At 48.2% G+C, this 22828-nt stretch carries 5 protein-coding genes; all 5 read left to right on the top strand.

The genetic code is table 11. The features are described 5' to 3' along the window. Positions 1–29 precede the first annotated feature (29 nt). Genes ACSJJG_RS09315 through ACSJJG_RS09295 form a run of 5 tightly spaced genes read left to right on the top strand, consistent with a single transcriptional unit; the run spans position 30 to position 22789 of the window. On the top strand, positions 30–6161 hold the full coding sequence (locus ACSJJG_RS09315) for an amino acid adenylation domain-containing protein (protein ID WP_481089182.1): 6132 nt from the start codon (positions 30–32) through the stop codon (positions 6159–6161). Continuing rightward, a complete protein-coding gene (locus ACSJJG_RS09310) occupies positions 6158–17929 on the top strand; it encodes an amino acid adenylation domain-containing protein (RefSeq protein ID WP_481089181.1) in 11772 nt (3923 codons plus the stop codon). Before ACSJJG_RS09315 ends, ACSJJG_RS09310 begins: the two co-directional genes overlap by 4 nt. Then, on the top strand, positions 17926–19023 hold the full coding sequence (locus ACSJJG_RS09305; RefSeq protein WP_481089180.1) for a Gfo/Idh/MocA family oxidoreductase: 1098 nt from the start codon (positions 17926–17928) through the stop codon (positions 19021–19023). Before ACSJJG_RS09310 ends, ACSJJG_RS09305 begins: the two co-directional genes overlap by 4 nt. After that, positions 19023–19826 (top strand): thioesterase II family protein, encoded by an 804-nt coding sequence (locus tag ACSJJG_RS09300; protein ID WP_481089179.1) that lies wholly within the window; start codon positions 19023–19025, stop codon positions 19824–19826. The genes ACSJJG_RS09305 and ACSJJG_RS09300 overlap by 1 nt, the downstream gene beginning before the upstream one ends. After that, positions 19826–22789 (top strand): salicylate synthase, encoded by a 2964-nt coding sequence (locus ACSJJG_RS09295; RefSeq protein WP_481089178.1) that lies wholly within the window; start codon positions 19826–19828, stop codon positions 22787–22789. Before ACSJJG_RS09300 ends, ACSJJG_RS09295 begins: the two co-directional genes overlap by 1 nt. The last annotated feature ends 39 nt before the right edge of the window (positions 22790–22828 follow it).

The following is a 22828-nucleotide window of genomic DNA, read 5'->3' as shown; positions in this document are numbered from 1 at the left end:
CAGGTACTGTCATTTTATAGGATTTACTCATGCACACGGACCTTCTCTCTCCTGATTCATTGCGCCAGCTTATCGCTGGCCTGTTTAATCAAAAAAATATTTTGGTGGGCGATCATGACGATTTAATCCGCAATGGGCTGGATTCAATGCAAATCATGGCATTGCTAAACCAGTTTAGACGTCAAGGACATCGTGTCACCCTGCGCGAACTTTACCAAAAGCCAACGCTGCATGCCTGGAGCCAACTTCTGCAACGCTATACCCCGGTCACCCACACCGTCCCCCAAGAGACAGCGCCACAGCCACGGATTGTTGATGCTCGCCCATTCCCATTGACGGCGGTACAACATGCTTATTTTGTTGGGCGTTCACCGGAGCAAATGTTGGGGGGAGTGGGTTGTCATCTGTACCAGGAGTTTGATGGTATCGGGCTGGAACCAGAACGACTGGAAGCGGCTATTCACAGGCTGATCCAGCGGCATCCGATGTTACGTGTGCATTTTTTGCCGGATGCCCGCCAGCAAGGTATGACCAGTGCTTACTGGAAAAAATTAACGGTTCACGATCTCCGCCATCAGTCAGTTGATGAACAGCAACAAGCGCTGGACAATATACGTGAACAGCTCAGCCATCGCGTATTACGGGTTGAAGAAGGGGAAACGTTTGATCTCCAACTTAGCCTGTTTGGTAATAATCAACATCGGCTGCATGCCAATATCGATCTGCTGATCATGGATGCCGCCAGTTTTAGTCTGTTCTTTACCGAACTGGCGGCATTAATTGCCAAACGCAGCTTGCCTGCTATTTCTTCTGACTATGATTTTTGCAGTTACCTGACACAATATCAGGCACAATTTAAGCAAGCACGACAGGAAGCAGAGGTATTCTGGCGTAACCGATTAGACACCTTGCCACTTGCCCCCCAACTTCCGTTGGCCAGAGATCCTTCCCTGATAAAAAATGTTCGGGTCCAGCGCAGATGTTTTCGTTTATCGCCTGAGCATTGGGAATGTTTTAAGCAACTCGCACAACAAAATGGCGTAACGCCAACGATGGCATTGGCGACGGCATTTGCCGCTTTATTGTGCCGCTGGAGCAATGCAACACGCTTGTTATTCAACCTGACGTTATTTGACAGAGCTCCGCTACATAACGCGGTTGATAACATTCTGGCCGATTTTACTAATATTCTGCTGTTGGACATCCCTGGCGATAATTTACCGTTCTGCCAACTGGCTCAGGATGCACAAGCAACATTTACCGAAGCTTACGAACATCGTCATTGGTCTGGTGTAGAAGTTCTGCGTGAACTCAAGAAGCGAGGTAACCACCCTCATGGCGCGCCAGTTGTATTTACCAGCAATTTAGGCCGGCCTTTATATGGTGAGAATACCCGTGATGTCCTGGGTAAACCTAATTGGGGAATATCACAAACACCTCAGGTATGGCTGGATTTCGTTGCCTTTGAACATGAAGACGCCCTGAATATCCAGTGGGATAGCAACGACGGACTGTTCCCTGCCGGCTTGATGGATACGCTATTCACAACCTATCAGGGGTTGATTGAGAACCTGACGGAAAACGCGACACAATGGCACGAAAAGTTACCGGATCTGATGCCTGAGTCGCAATACCGTCTGCGACGCCAAATGAATAAAACGGTTGAACCGTTACCCAATGCCTTGTTGCATGAAGCGGTGTTTACACAAGCAGAACAGACCCCCAATGCTGTCGCTTTAATGACTCATCACGAACAAATGAGTTATAGCGAACTCTGCCTGGCAGCCCGCCGATTAGCCGCCGGATTGCAAAAAATGTCGGTTATGCCGGGAGATCGTGTTGCTATTAGCATGGACAAAGGCATCGGACAAATTGTCGCTGTACTGGCTGTACTTTATGCTGGCGGTGTTTATGTTCCGGTTCCCGTGGATCAGCCACTCAACCGACGTCGGGCTATCTGTGAAAGTGCCGGAATCAATGTCGTTATCATTGATCCTAAGCAGCAGAATAATGACTGGTCACAGGATATATATTGCATTTCCTGGCATCAGGATGAGCAGTTACTGCCCTTAACACACAGGGTTGAACGCGCGGTGACTGATCCGGCTTATATCATTTATACCTCTGGTTCGACCGGTATGCCAAAAGGTGTGGTGATTAGCCACCAAAGCGCACTGAATACCTGTCTGGATATCAATCGGCGTCATCAAGTTCAAAGCCATGACCGTTTGCTGGCACTCTCCGCCCTGCATTTCGATCTCTCTGTTTATGACATTTTTGGCATTCTCAGTGCCGGAGGCGCGCTGGTATTAATTAATGAAGCACAACGCCGCGATCCATCAAGCTGGGAAATGCTGATCGAGCGCCATCACGTTACGTTGTGGAACAGTGTACCGGCACTGTTTGATATGTTGCTAACCTATTGTGAAGGGATGGAAATTGATACACCGAAAACGCTGCGTACTGTGATGTTGTCCGGGGATTGGATCGGTTTGTCGCTGCCTGAACGTTACCGTGCATTCAATCCTGATGGTGTATTAAGTGCAATGGGAGGCGCAACGGAAGCGGCTATCTGGTCAAATGAATATATCGTTAAGGAAGTTGACCAGCAGTGGCGTTCTATCCCTTATGGCTATCCTCTCGCAAACCAATGTTACCGTGTCGTGGGTGAAGATGGCCGTGATTGCCCTGACTGGGTTGTTGGTGAACTGTGGATTGGTGGTGCCGGTGTAGCGCTAGGCTATTTTAATGATGAAGAACGCACGGCTGCCCAATTTGTTATTGATCAAGGTGAACGCTGGTACTGTACCGGGGATCTGGGTTGTTATCACCCCGAAGGCTGGCTTGAATTTATGGGCCGCCGTGATAGCCAAGTGAAAATTGGGGGTTACCGAATTGAACTGGGAGAAATCGATGCGGCCCTCAATCAAGTCATAGGTATCAGTAAAGGCGTAGCCTTAGCTTGTGGCGAAAAAGAGAAATCGCTGGTGGCATTCCTGGAGTTGGCAGGCGATGCTTTGTGCCAGCGCATAAATCGGGCGCCACAATTACCAACGCACTATCGTGATCTGTTCCCTGCAATGCAGGCAATAACCGATGGCAATCATAAACATCATGACGAAGTTGCGCTATTTCTACTTGAACACCTGTCTCGTCACGGCATTACATTTACTGCACCTCAATCGCTCACCGATTGTCTGAAACACTATCAACCACTGCCGGAATACCATAGCTGGTTTGCCCGTATGCTGACGCATCTTTGCCAATGCAAACTATTGGCTGAACCTGCACATCATATCTATCAGGCTGGATTGCCATCCATCCCATTCAGTAATGAAGCGAAACGCATTCCCGCACGCTGGCACTCTACGCTGCGTAATATTCTGACCGGACAGCAGGCAGCCGTCACATTACTTGATGATCCGCAATTTGCACCGGAGCAACAACTCTTTGTCCAACCAGAAACCCAGCAATGGTTGACAGGATTGAAACAGGTCATCATTGCCCTTTCCCAGCGGTTACAACGCCCCGTTACTTTAATAGAGTTCGATGCCCGCAGCGGCCTCTGTGCTCAGTGGCTGGCAGAACATATTACTGACCAACATCTGTCTTATATCGGCTTTGAACGTTCTCAGGCTCTGATTAACCAGATGCAAACAAGGTTAAGTGGCTATACTCACACATCAGTACACTCTTGGTCTGAGAAAAATAGTCCCGAATCGCTACAGTATCAGGCAGATATCATCTTGCTAAACAATGTATTACACCGCGAGGAAGACCCAACAAATTGCATCAAGGCATTACTTCCACTGGCACAACCGGGTGCGTTGATATTGGCAATGGAGTTGCAACAAGTATCCTCTATCTCCCTGATTACGGCCGAGTTGCTCTCACCTCAAGGTATTCAGTTACGCTCTGCATCAGAATGGTTATCTCTTCTTCCATTGCAAGCGGAAACACCGGTTATCGTCGGCAACCTGAGTGTGTTGTTGATGCAAACAAGTGACAACGTCACTATACCTGATCGGGAAAAAATCAAATTAGCGCTGGCACACCATTTGCCAAGCTATATGATCCCACAGCGTTTGCATGTTATTCCGCGTCTGCCCCTGACACCTAACGGCAAAATCGACCGTAAAGCGCTGGCACAATCTCTTCAGTTCGCCACTACATCCGCCACAAAAACAGATACAACAACGCCTCAGCCTGAAATGGCCTGGTTAAATACGGTGGAGCAAACCGTTGGCGATATTTGGCAACGCCTGCTGAATACAGCGCAATTGGGCCGTAACAGCGACTTTTTCCAACTTGGCGGTGACAGTCTTTTAGCTACCCGTCTGATTGGTGAACTAGCACAACAAGGCCTTAAAGGCGAACTGGGTCACCTTTTCCGTAACCCGCAATTAGCGGCGTTTGCCTCAACACTGGCTTCTTTGTCCGAATCTTCATCAGCAACCTATGCAATTTCAGAAGAGCAAGATGAATATGAGCCTTTCCCATTAACCGAAGTTCAGCAAGCTTATCTGGTCGGGCGCTACCCTGGTTTTTCTCTGAGCGGCATTGGTGCGCATTTCTTTATCGAATACCGGATAGAACAGTTAGATGTTCAGCGCCTGAATCGGGTGTTAAATCGCCTGATCCAACGTCATCCTATGCTCAGGACGGTTGTGATTAACGGACAACAACAGATATTACAAAATGTCCCGACCTTCTCCGTTAAACAACACCGATTTGCTGATATTACTGAGGCAGACACCTTACGCGACTGTCTGTCACATCAAGTATTCGATGTCAGTCGCTGGCCGGTGTTCGATTTCCAACTTGCACAAGACAACGGCCTTGTCTCCCGACTATTTGTTAGTCTGGATAACCTGCTATTAGATGGGTTAAGTATGCAGATATTGCTGGCTGAATTAGAGCAGCTATATCTCAACGAACAGCACACATTACCGCCACTGAAAGTGACATTCCGTGATTGTGTATTACACCAGCAACAAATGCCGGTACACCAGCGTTCACTGCAATACTGGCAAGAGCAAATGAAAACATTGCCATTGGCTCCGCAACTACCATTGCGTATTGCACCAGAACGTGTTCAATCCCCGCATTTTGTGCGCTATAGCGATCAGTTATCTGCACATGAATGGGAGAAATTAAAACAACAGGCAGCCGCCCATCAAATAACGCCTTCTGCGCTCCTGATTGCCGCTTATGCCGCCGTTCTGTCCGCATTCAGTACCAGACCGGAGTTAACCCTTAATCTTACCCTATTCGATCGCCCACACTGGCATGAGGATATTAAACATATTTTGGGTGATTTCACCTCACTATCACTACTGGCCTGGCATCCAGAGAAAAACTGGTTATCAAGTGCACGCAGGTTGCAACAACAGCTATGGCAAGATCTGGATCACCGCCATATTTCAGCGATCAGAGTGATGCGCGAACTGGCACAGCGCCGTGGCCCTGATGCTGCCGTTATGCCAGTCGTTTTCACCAGTGCGTTGGGAACACACGAAGGACAATTCCTTTCACGTTCATCATGGATGAAACCGGTTTGGGGGATCTCGCAAACCCCACAAATCTGGCTGGATCATCAGGTTTACGAATCTGATGATGAACTTTGCCTGAACTGGGATGCAGTCGAAGAATTATTTGAACCACACCAGTTACAAAACATGTTCAACCGCTATATGGCGCTATTGCGCACCCTCGCTGCACAACCAGAAAGTTGGCATTCAGCTTTGGAGCAACTGCTGCCACGTCAGCAAAGCATGATCGTTGCAGATAATCCTGCTGTGGCTATTGCATCATCACCACGCGTAGAAGGATTCGAGCCACAAATATGCCGTGAAACATGCAATGAAATTCAACGCCTGTTTTTATCTGTAACCCATTGCCCGATAAATGCTCAACAAAACTTTTTTGAGGCAGGAGCCAGCTCGCTACAGCTCGTTCAACTGCATAACAAATTACAACATGCGGGCTTCCAGCATCTTGCTGTTACTGATTTATTTGCTTATCCGACACCAGAGGCGCTCAGTTTACGTTGCCGCAAAGAGGCCCCAAACGAAAATGGCCAGTCAATCACCCTTCGTCAACGTCAACAACAAAAGCGGCTGCAACAACGGGAAAAACGTCATAAAGGAGCTGTACAATGACTCACTTAACGCCTCACTACGATAATTGCGATCCCATCGCAGTGATTGGCCTTGCCTGTCGTTTTCCACAGGCACCAGATAGCGATACTTTTTGGCATAACCTGCAACATGGGGTTGAGTGTACAACGACACTTTCCCGTCAAACATTATTGGATGCAGGTATTCCTCCTGAACTCATTGATAGTGAAAACTTTGTCAATCAGGCTGCAATACTGGAGAACGCGGAACAATTTGACGCCACGCTGTTTGGCTATTCGCGTCAGGAAGCAGAAATGCTCGATCCTCAACAGCGTCTATTCCTGCAAACAGCCTGGCATGCGCTTGAACATGCCGGTTATGCACCGCGTCATGTCCCCCTGAAAACCGGTGTCTTTGGTTGCAGCCGGATCAGTACCTGGCCTTCATGGTCACAGTTTGCGATGACCGATGTTGGCAAGGTGAAAGGATTACAGGCGTTAATGAGTAATGATAAAGATTATCTTGCGACTCGTACTGCCTATAAATTAAACCTGAAAGGTCCTGCACTCACCGTACAAACAGCCTGTTCAAGTTCACTGGTTGCCGTACATATGGCTTGTGAGAACCTGCGTTCCGGTGAGTGTGACATGGCCCTGGCCGGTGGTGTGGCGGTTTCTTTCCCACAAGAAAGCGGTTACTTGTATCAACCAGGGATGATCTTCTCACCTGACGGGCATTGTCGACCCTTTGATAGTCAGGCAAATGGCACCTACGGCGGCAATGGTGTTGGTGTTGTCGCACTGAAACGTCTGAGTGATGCCTTACGCGATGGCGATCCCATCATGGCCGTGTTGCGTGGCAGTGCAATTAATAACGATGGCAACGAAAAAGTTGGCTTTACGGCACCTTCGTTGAAGGGTCAACGCCGTGTGATTAGCGAAGCATTACAATTGGCTGATGTCAGCATTGATGACGTCGGCATGATTGAAGCACATGGCACAGGGACACCACTGGGTGATCCCATTGAAGTTGATGCATTACGCACTGTATTCTCTGACCGCAGTGGGTCAGTACCGCCTTGTTATCTTGGTTCAGTAAAAAGCAACATCGGTCATCTCGATACTGCCGCAGGTATTGCCAGTTTGATCAAAGTGGTTCTGTCCGTCAGGCATGGTTACATCCCTCCAACTCTCAATGTACAGCAACCCAATCCGGCATTACGACTGCAAGAAAGCCCGTTCAGGCTGGCAACACAAGGGCAACGTTGGACGCAAGAATTGCGTACCGCCGGCGTTTCTTCATTCGGTATTGGCGGCACTAACTGTCATATTGTGGTGCAATCATTGCCAACAGAATTACATCGTCGCCGTATTAACCATTCACCAACAGCACCGTTGCTGCTTTCTGCAGCTTCTGAAGCCTCATTACGTCAGTTGGCGCAACGCTACGCGACTGCACTCAATAATACCCCGGAACATTATGCCGATCTGGCCTGGACTGCATTGCAGGGGCGCGATCTTTCACTGCCCTGGCGTTTAGCGCTGACATTATCGCCACAAGATAGTGAGAAAAATGCGGAGAGCCTATCCGCTTTTGCGAACAATATCGCAACACCAAACCTCTTTAGCGGGCAAACCAAAAATGAAAACAAGCAACTGTGGCAATTCAGCGGTCAGGGTTGTCAATGGTCTGGCATGGGAAAAGCCATGTATGCCAGTTCTCCTGTTTTCTCCGCCATGTTAGATCGTTGCTGTACCGCCTGTGCCACCGAATTAGCACTGCCACTAAAAGCCGTTATGTTCGGCGAGCATGATGCCGCACTAGCGACCACCGAATATGCACAACCAGCCATTGTGGCTCATCAAATTGCGTTGGCAGCACATTGGCGTGCACTTGGGTTAAAACCGGATTATGTACTGGGGCATTCTGTCGGTGAGTTCGCGGCTGCCGTTGTTGCCGGCATTTTCACGCCTGAACAAATCATGCCGCTGGTCGCGGTACGGGGCAAACTGATGCAAAGCTGCACCCAGGGAGGCGCAATGCTGGCAGCCTTTGCCAACGAAGAAGATATTCTTCCTTTTACTCATTCATTATCTTTGGATCTGGCGGTTTGCAATGGCCCGCAACACTGGGTTTGGGCCGGTACTAAGACAGAAATTGCTATCCTGGCACAACGTCTGGAACAGCAGCAGATTCGTTGCCAACGGCTTAATGTTGCCTGTGCCGCACATTCAGCCATGCTTGATCCTGTTCTGGCAGCATTTTCCCTGTATTGCAGTCGGTTACAACCTGCATCGGGAGAAATTCCACTCATTTCTACCTTGACAGCCAATCTGGCAGATGATGAGCAATTAGGCTCACCAGATTACTGGTGTAACCATATGCGCCACACGGTACGTTATCATCAGGCTATTGAGTTTGCCCGCCAACAAGGTGTTGCACTGTTCATGGAATTTGGTGCTGATGCACAGCTAACAGGGATCGGACGACGTGCCAGTCTGCCGCAGGAAACCTGGATTGCGAGTGCATATCGTCAAAGCTCCCCAGAAGCAGCTCAACAAACGGCACTCGTGCAACTTTACTGTGCCGGTACACATCTTGACTGGCAGCATCTCTTCCCATTCACCGGAGTAAAATGCCATGCCCCACTCTATCCATTTGATGAGCAGCATTACCGCTTCTCCGCAACCGAATTACCTGTAAGCAAAACCGAGCCACTCTTAGCCAACACTAAGCTTGATGTCAATTCCCTGCTTGATCCTGCCATTGAACAAAACTCCGATGCAGCAATACTGCGGGCATTGTATACCGATGCATTGATATATCAGTGTCATGGGCGTGAGGCCGGACAAGGTTTCAGTGCCATCGACACGATTCGGGCTGGTCGGCTACAACCTTGCTGGCGTCCGTTGCTGGAGCAGTTATTAACCCACTGTGTGCAGCAAGGTTATTACCAGGAAATTTCCGCTCCAACGGTAAGTAAAATATATCGTCCTTACCGTGCCTTGCCTTATGCCAGACGCCGGTTATTAGAGGCGAGTTTGTTCACGGCTTTCCCGGCACTGATTTATGCGGGTGAGCGCCTATTCGCTCTGTTGAGTGATCGTGCTGATCTGCCCCGTCAGTCGGTGGCACCTCGATCTATGACAAAAGCCTGGCTTCCTACACCGCGGCCATGCCCTGATACTCACTATGCCTTGCATTGGCGCACAATAAATACCGCAAATGGCGAGATGATCAATCATTGGCGTCAGGCAGGTATTCATTTACAGCCTGAAAACGGAAATAGGTTATTGCTGCTTGAAGGCAATGATGTTGCAGAATTATGTGATCAGGTTATTAGTGAACTAAAACGCGATGAAACAGCACCTTTAACCGTTGTAACCTGCTGTGCCCAACCAGAATCCACCTTATTAAAAGAGGATATCAATCCTGCCCAATACGCTATTTGGGCATTGCTGCGTGTCGCGGTTGAAGAGTATCCCCACCGCCGCATTCAGGCGATTGATATCGCTGATATCTACGATACGGACGCTTTGTCATTAGCGCTTGGCTATTTGGATGCACAGAATTATGGACACAATCGCTGGCTGAGAGTACGCGGAAATCAAATCGCTGTGCCGGTTTTACAACGCCAATCATTACCATTATCACAACAACTGTCACAGCAGCCGATATCAATTCCCCATCAGGGTTGGCACATTATTACAGGCGGCATGGGCGGTATCGGCCGCATTTCCATCCGTTGGTTGCTGACCCAGGGCGCACGCAAGATTGCCGTGTTTGCCCGCCGCAAACATGCGGATTGGGATGATTTTGTGCAAGAATTGTCACTGAGTAGCGAAGGTGAAATACGTTGGATTAACCTTGATGTCACTGATACACCAGCCTTACTAAATGCGGTGCAAGCTCTGGCACAAGAAGATCGTATCGCGGGCGCGATCCATGCCGCAGGCATTGCCGACCATACTCCACTGGCAAAACTTGAGCGTCAACACCTGTCACAACTCTTATCCGTCAAGGCTCACAGCGCATCGGCGTTGCAAACTGCGCTCCAACAACATAATGCACAATACCTGTTGCTGCACGCTTCTGCCGCCTCAATGTTAGGTGCCCAAGGGCAGGGTGCTTATGCCATCGCCAACGCTTGTCTGGAATCTTTAGCGCTAACAGCACCAAATCAATTGATGGTTAAAACGTTGGTTTGGGGCGTTTGGGGTGGCATTGGTATGGCCAGCGACCGGCGGTTGGTAGAAAAACTGGCGCAAGATGGCATGTTGCCGTTCAGCACAAATGAAGGTATCTGGCATCTCAATCAATTTCTGTACACCGTATCTCCTTGCTATCTGGCAATGCGGCTAGATGAACATCACCCTGATATTTCGCGACGCTTGCAGACTGATGTCCCCCATATAATTGCAAAATCCGCATCTTCACTCTCTGCCGATAACACACGGTATCTGGACAATGAACAACGGCTTAACTGGTTGCGTCAGCGTGTTGCAACTTTATTGCGCCTGGAACAGCCTGAATGTTTAGAACCACAACAGGATTTATTACAATTCGGTTTGGATTCCTTGCTATTCCTGGAGTTGAACGCGGCGATCCACCAGCAATTTGGCTTTAGATTGACCGCTGGTTTGGCTTATCAAAATATGACACTAGAGGGACTTAATACGCTCATTGGGAATGCCCTGCCTGAGCAGCCTGCCATCTCTTCCCAACCTGAGATAATTGTTGACAGTTCCCAGCGTCACGCTCCCTTTCCTCTGACCCCCATTCAGCACGCTTACTGGATTGGTCGTACACAGGCCATTGATTTTGGGGGAGTCGCTTGTCACGTCTTATTTGAATGGGATCTGGCACTGGATAACTTTGATATCCCGCGTTTTGAACAGGCATGGAATGCGTTGATTCAGCGCCATGGCATGTTACGCATGATAGTCGACGAAGATGGGCAACAAAGGATCTTGCCGGAAACGCCGTGGTATGTTCTGTCTCAGGCTGATTTGCGCACGCGGGATAATACCGCCTGCGAACAGGCTTTGGCCCAGCGTCGTCATACCCTCTCCTACCAAGTACCACCGGCAGAACAGTGGCCGTTGTTTGATGTCTCTGTATCACTGCTACCGAATAAACGTTGTCGCTTACATATGAACCTGGATCTGTTGCAGTTTGATGTACAAAGTTTCCGGATCATGATGGACGATCTACAACTCGCTTATCATCAACAACCTCTGGCCCCACAAGCATTTACTTTCCGCGATTATGTGATGGCAGAACAAGCGCAACGTGAAAGTAAAGAATGGCGGGCATCATGGGCATACTGGCAGGAACAATTACTTTCATTGCCGCCCGCGCCACGATTACCGTTGAATCCACTATTATCTCAACCACAATTATCTCAACCACAATTGTCTCAACGTAATCAGCCACAATTCACGACTTATGAAGGTCGGTTGGCGCAATCTGACTGGCAACGCCTTAAACAGAGTTGGAAAAAATGGGGAGTCACACCTTCCGCTGGCTTGTTGACGCTGTTTGCCCATACCCTTGAATGGTACAGCCGTCATCCGCTGTTCACCCTTAACCTGACTTTCTTTAATCGGCAACCTTTCCATCCAGAGGTGCAAGAACTGATTGGTGATTTTACCTCAGTGATGTTGATGGATTTTGATTTACGCAAGACAACCTCCCTGCGTGCCAGCATGGAAAAAACTCAGGCTTTGTTCTGGCAACGGTTAAGCCATAGTCATGTCAATGGTGTTGAAGTGTTGCGGGAACTTGGCCGCCAACAAAATGGCGAAACTCAAAGCAGACAGCCACTGACACCGGTCGTTTTCACCAGTATGTTAGGAATGGCACAAGAAGGTGTCGCTATCAAACAATCCATCACTCAATTATTGGGCGATCCGGTCTTTGTTCTGAGCCAGACACCACAAGTCTGGTTAGATCATCAGGTCATGGAAGTCGAGGGGGAGCTGCTGTTTAACTGGTATTGCATGGATGATGTGCTAGAGGCAGGTGTTATCGAATCACTGTTTGCCGCTTATAACGCGCTGTTAGTGCAAATTTGCCACCAGCCTGAACGCATGGAGTATTATGATCTGCATACGCCACCGTCTGGTCATACGCGTTATGACTTCTGGCCGCAACACCCTGAATTGCGTCAAGCCGAACACTATCTGCGTACTAAACCTGAAATACGGCTGGCAGAAATTCAGCCTCGTCAGGACGATACACAAGGTTACAACATATGGTTGGTTGCAGAAGATCATTTGCCATTATCACTGCCAGAACCGCTGGTTATCAACACCGATGCCTTACCGTTACCGACGCTGGCAGAACAACAAGTGTTTGAGCGCTCCTGGCAACATATTGAGCAACAAGCGTTATTTGGCCTGAGCCAGACCTTACTGCGCCATAACTTATTCACTGCTGCACAACAATATCACTCTCGTGAAGAGATTGAACAACGCTTACAACTGGCGCCACAGTATCAACGCCTGCTGACCCAATGGCTGACGTTATTCAATAATCAGGGGTTTATTGAAAAAACCGCTGACGGATATCGTTGCCTGCAACCACTTAGCCATGTTCCGGTCCCTACAGCAAAACTGGATGATGCAGTATGGTGTCAAACCATTAGTCGTTATGTCACCGCCTGCATCGAACAACATGATACCCTGCTTGCCGGACGTGGCAATGCATTGGAACTGCTGTTCGCCGATAAACAAATCACAACCAGCCTCTACAGTGAGAACCCCGCCTTACGTTGCCTGAACCAAGCTGCCGCTGAAATTGTCCGGCAATTGAGCCAGACATCCGAACATTTCTCTGTACTGGAAGTTGGTGCAGGAACCGGAGCAACCTCAGAGAAAGTACTGACACACAATGCACAAGTCATTCAAAGCTACCACTTTACGGATGTTTCACCGCTATTCCTGGATGATGCCCGCCAGTTACTCAATCATTACGGAGAAACGGTAAAATTTGCCCTGTTCGATATTAACCAGCGTATTGATTTTAGTCAGCACCCAGCATCCGGTTATGACCTGATTATGGCGGTTAACGTATTACATGATGCGATCCATCTGAGAAATACCCTGCGACGCCTCTCCCGTTTATTGAAAGCCGGTGGATGGTTGCTGATTATTGAATCAACCAAACACGAAAGTGCCATGCAACTCACCAGTGTCGGATTTATTGAAGGTATTAACGCCTGGGTTGACGATCGCGGTGATAATCACGGTAATAGTGCATTGATGGAACTTGCAGGCTGGCGTCAGTGCCTGACGCAATCCGGTTATCGGGTTTCATTGGAATGGCCGGGGCAAAACGGGCCTGAACTGCATCAACAGCTGATCCTGGCACGGGTTGAACAACAAGCACGGCTTAATATCAGTGAAATAGCAGCCCAATTTTCCACCTTGCCTTACTCATTGCATATTCAACAGCAAGAGCAGTTACCATTGATAATGACAGCGAAAGAGAGCATGGTACAACCGTTAATCACAGAAACCGGTCAACCAGAAACAGAAGATGACCAACTTCATGATATTGAACAACAAGTTATTGCGCTCTGGCGTTCACTGCTGCCTCAGTCAATACAGCGTCACAGTGACTTTTTCCAAAGTGGCGGAGACAGCCTGATTGCCACCCGAATGGTGGTGCAACTACGCCGCCAAGGTTACGAACAAGCCAGTCTGCAACAGCTATTCGAACACACTAAGTTAAGTGAATTTTGTCGTACTCTGCGGGTAGCCGAAACCCGTTCAGCGACACTTGTGATACCGCCTCAAACTGAACCTGCATCTGAGCAGATTTTGCCACTTACCGCACTACAATACGCTTATTGGCTGGGAGAGAGCCAACTGTTCCAATTTGGTAACGGTATCGCTCATTTCTATGCGGAACTGGCTATCAACGGGCTTGACCTGCCTCGTTTCACCGCCGCCTGGAACCGTGTGATAAACCATCATGCGCAATTACGCGGTTATGTGAAGGATGGGCAATATCGCATTTTGCCGGCAGTTCCCCGCTATACACCAACAATCATTGATTGCCGTGACATGTTGTCAAATGAACGCGAGGCGCAACTGAATCATGCCCGCGACACGCTACGTACTCAAGGCGTTCCCAGCGACAACTGGCCGCTGTTTGATTTAACGCTGTACCATACCGATGATCAGGCATATTTATTGCATTTGAACATCGACCTGCTGGTTGCGGATGGTAAAAGCCTGACGTTAATCTTACGTGATTTACACCATGGATATCAGGAACCTGACTGGCAACCAGAGCCACCGGCAGCAACGATTGGCGACTATATTCAGGCACTGGAGAATGAGAAAACCGGAGAAATCTGGCAACAAAGCCGGCAATACTGGCTTGATCGCTTACCTTCGTTACCTGATGCTCCGGTGTTACCACTACAAGATCATCAGTCACAGCAACTCGATCAACAGTGCCTGACCGGACATATCAGCCCACAACAATGGCAGCGTTTGCAACAACGTGCCGCAGAATATCGCATATCACCTTCACAAGTGATGCTAACCCTATTTGCTCATGTTTTGTCCATGTGGAGCAACAACGAGCATTTCACCATCAATGTCCTGCATGGTAACCGCCTGTTAATGCCTCAGTATTGCGATACGTTAGTCGGCAATCTGTCGACCACATCATTGCTGGAAGTGGATCTGCGCAATATTACAGGGTTCAGTGATGCTGTAAGCCGGATACAACGGCAATGGCTGGCCGATCTTCAACATGCGCTGTTTGACGGGCAACTGGTACTTAGGGAGAAAAATCAACACCGCCACAACCTAAACGCCGGTATGCCGATTGTATTCAACGATACAACCGGTACAGCGGGCAAAGGGCCATCAGGGTTGGGAACACTCAAGCTCTTTGGTGCGCAAACTCCCCATGTTTATCTCGACTGTATGTTAATTTCCGGTACAGAAGGGGGTGTCACCCTACAATGGGCGATCTTGCCACAACTGTTCCAACCCCAAGTGGCAGAAAACATGTTTGCCCATTATCAAGCTTGTGTTGTTGCCTTGCTTGAACCGGTTTACCAGTGGGACACCCCGCTTCCTGACTGGCTGCCGACAACCGATCGCGCTTTGTGCCAGAACAGCAATGCGACACAAAACGTTTTTCCATCGCATACACTCTGCTCACTCGTTGAACAGGCAGTAAATCGTTATCCTCAACGTACCGCTGTGGTCGATACCTCGCGTCAGATCGACTATCGCACTTTGTGGTCACACAGCCTGACACTGGCGGCCCATCTGCAAGCACAGGAAAATCAGACTTCATCCCTGATTGGTGTGGTCATGGAAAAAGGCTGGGAACAGGTTGTCGCCGTGCTTGCCATTTTATTGGCAGGACGGGCTTATCTGCCTATTGATGCCAGTTATCCGCAACAGCGGAACCATCAGTTATTGGCATCAGGGCAAGTTGATACCGTACTGACACAACCTAAGTTTGCTCAACAGATGAATTGGCCTGAGCATGTCCACGTCATCTCTCTGGATGAAACATTGCTCAGTAACTTATCCGTAACCGAAGAACAACGTTTATCTGTACAGCCAGAAGATTTAGCTTATGTTATCTTCACCTCCGGCTCGACCGGAAAACCAAAAGGCGTAATGATAGACCATCGGGGCGCAGTCAACACTATTCTGGATATTAACCAACGCATTGCACTCAATGAACACGACAGCGTGCTGGCAATATCAGAGTTAACCTTCGATCTTTCCGTTTATGACCTCTTCGGTACGTTGAGTTGTGGGGCAAAACTGGTTATTCCTGCTCCTGGTGACATTCGGCAACCTGACAAACTGCTGACATGGTTACAACAAGAATCGGTGACTGTTTGGAATTCCGTGCCGGCATTTGTGCAACTGCTTGAGGAATATGCCCGAAGCTATTCTCATTCTCCATATCCCCTGAATGGCCTGCGCTGGATATTGATGAGTGGTGATTGGATACCCACCCCTTTACCGGCAAAATTGTCTGCCCTTCACCCTGCGCTTAACCTGCTCAGTTTGGGCGGCGCAACCGAAGCATCAATATGGTCTATTGCTTATCCTATCGCACAGGTTGATCCTCATTGGTGCAGCATCCCCTATGGCAAGCCTTTAGCAAATCAGACTTTCTACGTGCTTAATTCAGCACTGTCACCTTGTCCAGTCTGGGTAACCGGCGAGCTTTATATTGGTGGACGAGGACTCGCCTTAGGTTATTGGGATGATGCAGAAAAAACGGAACAAGCCTTTATCATCCATCCCCAAACGGGCGAGCGGCTTTACCGCACCGGTGATTTAGGTCGCTGGCGGCCAGACGGTAATATCGAATTTTTAGGGCGCAATGATCACCAGATTAAAATTCGTGGCTACCGGATTGAACTGGGCGAAATCGAGCATCGCTTATGTGAACACCCTGATATACAACAAGCGATAGTCTTTGCACATACGACGTCAAATGGTGCATTGCAACTCGTTGCAGGCTTACGTTTAACCGATACTGCGCCAGTATCTGCCGAACTGTTACCGATACTGCCTCACTGGTTGCAGCAAACCTTGCCGGTTTGGATGTGCCCACAGCGATTTATTATTCTCGATACGATACCTGTATCCGACAACGGTAAAATCGACAAACGTACATTGATTACCCTGGTCGAAAAAGCGCAAGAAGCGGATTCAGCCCCCTCGGTGACTCTCAGCGCGACAGGAAAAACGGTATTAAATCTTTGGGAATCAGTATTAGAGCAACAAAATATTAACGTACACGAGAGTTTCTTTACTCTTGGTGGGGATTCTCTGGCAGCAGTGCGATTAATGGTGCAAATCAATCAGACATTTAATCGCCAATATCCACTCAGCCTGTTACAAACCTACGATACCGTACATTCATTGGCGGAATTTATTGAGCATCAACCAGAAAACACTTGCCAGTGTGTAATATTGAACAAGGGAAACATTGAACAATTTACCTTAAAACAATCTACCTTAAAGTTTATCGTCCATCCAATTGGTGGGCATCTGTTAGGATATCGTCATTTGGCAGCCAATTGGGGTACTCAGCGCCTGATTGGTCTGGCATTTGCGCCAGAGAGCATGAATATCGATAAACCTTCTGTCGCTACGCTGGCTGCTGATTACATCAGACAAATCCGTAAGTTCCAACCTACAGGACCTTATGCACTGGCGGGTTGGTCTTTCGGTGGATTAGTGGCCTATGAAATGGCTCATCAATTACGTGCTGCCGGAGAAAGCGTTTCTGATTGCATCCTGATTGATAGTTTCGCTCCGAACATACGCACGGATCTGACGCTGGATGATGCATTCGGTCATCGTCATTTCCTGCTCGATTTGCAGGGACAATTCCCTGGCCTCGAACTGAATAACAGCGCTATTGCAGCAAATACTGAAATCTTCCTGCAAGCACTGCTCAAAGCCTTACCGCAATCTGCCCAGATTGATAACTCACTGGCTGAACTTTATGCCATATGGCAGCATAATTTGCAGGCATTGCTTGACTATTGTCCACCCCAGACTTCACACCCTTTCTGCCTTATCCGGGCAAAGCAGGCATTGCCTGATTTTATGGATTACCTCGATCCAACAACCATCACCGCAACTGATCTTGGTTGGCGAGCTTTCGGGCCAGTCAATGTGACACAACTTGATGGTGATCATTACAGCCTATTCCACAAACATGTCGGCTCTCTGGTTGCGTGCCTGAAAAACATTCTGAGTTCAGTTCCAACTGTTGAGCCTGTTAAGGAGAACATATGATAAAGCCACGGCGGGTTTTGATTGTCGGTTCAAAATTTGGTGAACTGTATCTTAATGCGTTTCTACAGCCTCGGTCAGATCTGGAACTGGCCGGGATCTTGGCGCAAGGAAGCCCTCGTTCGCAGCAACTTGCCCGCGATTTCAGTGTGCCCCTATTCCGCTCATTGGATGAATTGCCGGATGATATCGATATTGCCTGTGTGGTAATACGTGCAGAGGTTATTGGTGGCAAAGGCGACCAATTAACCCAGGCGTTATTGGCACGGGGTATTTCTGTCATTCAGGAACACCCTCTTGATGCAGAAGCGATCAAAAGACACCAGTCAACAGCTAACCAGCATAATGTGATGTTTTGGGTAAACAGCTTTTACAGCCAATGCCATGCTGGCAGAAGCTGGTTACATGCGGCTCATCAAATCAATCAGTTATCACAGCAACATCCAGTAAGCGGTTATCTGACAACCAGCCGCCAGTTACTCTTTTCAGCCCTTGATCTGCTGTTACAAGCCTGTCATTGTCCAGAACAGATTGAGATAGCCTATGTGGGCCAACGGAGTAACGGATTTCATTGCTTTGAACTCAGCTTTGCGGGAACAACAATAACGTTAGACGTTCAATCCTATCTGGACCCCAGAGATCCCGATATGCACAACCTGGTTATGCATAAAATGACGCTGATCTGGCCAGCCGGTTATCTTACGCAGGAAGCCAGCTATGGACCGGTTATCTGGACACCGGTTCTTCATGCGCCAAACCATCTAAATAATGAACAAAGCCTTTACCTGAATGCCAGTCAGCCTGAAGGCGCTTATCTGCACCAGGCAACATCACAAGTTCTTTGTCCGGCCACCCAAAACTGGATGACCGCATTTGAATGTGATGGTGCCGAAGGTGTGGCATTGTTACTCACTACCTTAAGTTCGGTATTGAATGGTGCACTCTGTCCCCCTGCTTTTAACTACGACTACCAATTGCAGCTGGCAGGCTTGTGGCAACAAATTTTACGCATGATGGGAGAGCCGGTGACTCAGGATTTGCAGCCACCGGTCTGGATTGATCCGGCACAATTGATGCTGACGAAGGAAGTATTCTGATGACGTGGAAACTCCCAGCCCATCCGATGATCCGTCCATGCCTGACGACGCACAACAAACCCAAATATACGCTGCTAATCTGCCCCTTTGCCGGGGGCAGTACCAGTGCATTTCGGAATTGGTCCATATTGGAAGATTCAGATATTGCGGTTTCACTGGTGATTTATCCCGGACGTGACAGCCGTATGAATGAACATGCCGTTACCCGCATTACGCCATTAGCTCAGTCACTTTCTGATGTGATCAGATTATTGACTCCCGCACAGAGAGAAAACCTGATACTGGTCGGCCACAGTATGGGAGCTCAAGTCGCTTTTGAAACTTGCCGACGCCTCGAACAACATCACTGTGCCCCCAAGGCATTGGTACTTTCGGGATGTCATGCCCCTCATCTTCAATCCCGCCGCCAACTGAGCAGATTACCTGATCATGAATTCATTGAACAACTGATTGATATTGGCGGTTGCAGCCCGATTTTACGGGAAGATCCTGAATTACTTGCCCTGTTCTTACCCATGTTACGGGCTGATTTTTTTGCTACAGAGCACTATTACCACGCTATTCAGCCTGATTCAGTAAAACTACAAACACCTGCATTGTTGCTTTATGGCGATGAAGACAAAGAGGCCTCCGCTCTGGAAGTTCAGCAATGGCACCATTGGCTTGCAAGTGACAAACAAAATCTTGCGTATTGCTGCCAAGAGATTGCCGGCGATCATTTTTACATTACGCAAAAACCACAGAATTTTATTTTTCACGTTACCCAATTCATGCAATATGTTTATTCAAAGGAGTTCGCATAATGGCACCTTTTTCTATCCCAGAGAAAACACTTACTACGACGCCAAACTATCTTTGGAATGGCAAAACTCTGGATCAGCAGCTTGCCGGATGGTCCAGTATCTGGGGGGATAAAACAGCGCTGATCTATCAAGAACAGCGGCTAACTTACCATGAACTCCATCAATCTGCGGAAAGGCTGGCAAGCGGCTTGTACCATCGTGGAATACGCCGTGGTGATAACGTTATGGTACAGCTACCTAACCGTATCTCCTTTGTTGTCACTTGTTTCGCCTTGTTTAGGCTAGGTGCTCACCCAGTATTATTAATGCCTACCCAACGGGCACATGATGTTCAGGCGCTTTGCCAGATTGCCCGTCCGGTGGCTTATATTATTCCTGATTGTATCCACGGCTTTGATTATCGAGAAATGGCACGGGAAGTTGCAGCATCTTGCCCTGAACTGAAACATATTATCGTTGATGGCGAGGCAGAAGAATTTATCCCCTTCGCTTCCATTGAGGATGAACCGCTCAATATTATTGGTCCAAGTTATGGCGATATTGCCGTACTTCTGCTTTCCGGCGGCACGACTGGCACACCAAAATTAATCCCGCGTACTCACGATGCTTATACCTATGATTTTGTGCTTTCCGCCCGTCTGTGCGCAGTAAATACTGAAAGCGTTTATTTAGCGGTATTGCCTGTTGCACATAACTTCACTTTAGGCAGCCCCGGGATTCTGGGCACGTTTTCTCAGGGAGGATGTGTACTCCTCAGTGATACAGCGAGTTGTGATGAAGCCATGCCATTGATCGAAGAGCATAAGGTAACACATTTAGCATTAGTACCGGCTCTTGCACGGCTCTGGGAACAAGCTCGTGACTGGGAACAAAGCGACCTTTCATCCCTGCGCTGCTTACAAGTCGGTGGTGGCAGACTCACACCGGAACTGGCAGAACAGGTCATGACACGCCTTGGTCCTTTGCAACAGGTATTTGGTACAGCGGAAGGATTGCTTTGCTATACCCGACTAGACGACCCTTATGAGGTTATCATTTATACCCAAGGACGCCCATTGTCAGAAGAAGATGAGATCAACCTTGTTGATACCAATCTGCAACCTGTTACACCGGGTGAAGTCGGTGAACTGATTACACGCGGCCCTTACACCATTACAGGATATTACCGTGCTGAACAGCACAATACCGTCGCTTTCACCACGGATGGATTCTACCGCACAGGCGATTTGGTTCGCATCAGACCTGATGGCAACCTGATCGTTGAAGGACGGATTAAAGAGCAGATTAACCGCAGTGGTGAAAAAATTTCAACGTTAGAAGTTGAAACATTATTACTGCAACATCCAGATATTGATGACGCAGTTGTGATCGCTGTCCCGGACGAACTATTGGGTGAACGCATTTGTGCTTGCCTGCCAAAAAGTGTCAACCAACCCGATCCTGCACAAATGCAAGCATTCTTGCATCAGAAAGGCGTTCAGCGCCATAAAATCCCTGATCAATGGCTATTTGTGGCGTACTGGCCATTAACCGCGGTGGGAAAAATCAACAAACTCCAGTTAGTACAAATGGCGCAAGCAGAAAATACAGAAAAAGCAAAAAATAACAGCCTGATGCAGCAGTATCATGAACACACTATTGCTATTACCAGCACGCCGTTAGATCTGGTTACCCATTTGCTTGCCGATAATGATGCACAACCTTGTACGCTCTATGAGATGAAAGGTGAATGGTCATTGGGAATAGGTTGCGCCGCAACCATCAGTGCCGATGCATCGGGACAATTGATTGATTCACAAGGTCATCGTCATCCATACGATATCAATACATTAAGCCAGAAACTTGAGCAAACGCTCAACGCTCTTCCGATTAAAGACTGGCGTGCTTATGGCAGAACATTATTTGAGTTTTCCCATATGACGTATGGGTTACCATTAGAACCATCATTAGTACAACAAAATGAAGCATTAATAAAAATCACTATTCCACAACATGAATTACGCATAACTCAAGGACAGGTTTTGATACGAACACTTGAAGAAGCGCAAGTATCCATATTGAGCGAGAGAATCAAGCGGGCAGATCAATTAGGCACGCCAGATTTTCCACAGACAAAAGAGGTGGAAATTATCAACACAGCAGACACGGCAAAAAATTATCAAGACAACGTTGCCAATGCGGTTAAGGATATTGCCTCAGGTCACTACCAAAAAGTGATCCTGTCACGCCGGGTTGAGCTTGGTTCAAATATTGATATTACACACAGTTACTGGCTGGGCCGTCAGGCTAACACACCTGCCCGCTCTTTCTTCTTACGTGATGGAGATTTCTCTGCTTATGGTTTCAGCCCGGAAACCGTCGTTGAGGCAGAGGGTTCGGGTTGGATTAATACCCAACCGTTGGCTGGCACCAGGGCATTGACACATGACAAGGAGCAAGATCAGCAACTGCGAGCCGATTTACTTTCTGATCCGAAAGAAATTTCCGAACACGCTGTTTCGGTTAAACTTGCATTAGAAGAATTAGCACCGATTTGTCAACCAGAAACGCTTTATATATCAGAATTTATGGCTATTCGTGAACGTGGTTCGGTACAACATTTGGCATCACGAGTAAAAGGGTTGCTACACACAGACAAAAACCGCTGGGATGCATTTATTGCCTTATTCCCGGCAGTCACTGCTTCAGGGATACCGAAAAAACCTGCTTTACACGCCATTTCTCGTTATGAAGGTGAACCACGTCGGCTTTATAGTGGTTGTGTCATGCTCTTAGATAGCGCGGGTAAACTGGATGCTGCACTGGTATTACGTTCCCTCTATCAGCATAAAGAACGCTGCTGGCTTCAGGCTGGTGCTGGTTTGGTCAGAGATTCAAAGCCAGAAAGAGAATGGCAGGAAACCTGTGAAAAACTGGAGTGCATTATGAAATATGTTCGTCCTTATTCCGCCAAAGAAAACTAAACGTATATTGAAATAGGCCGTAATAATACTTCCGGGGAA

The organism is Xenorhabdus sp. SGI 60 (assembly GCF_056632175.1).
Note: the sequence above shows the minus strand (reverse complement) of the source record. Positions and strands in the feature narration are given on the sequence as shown.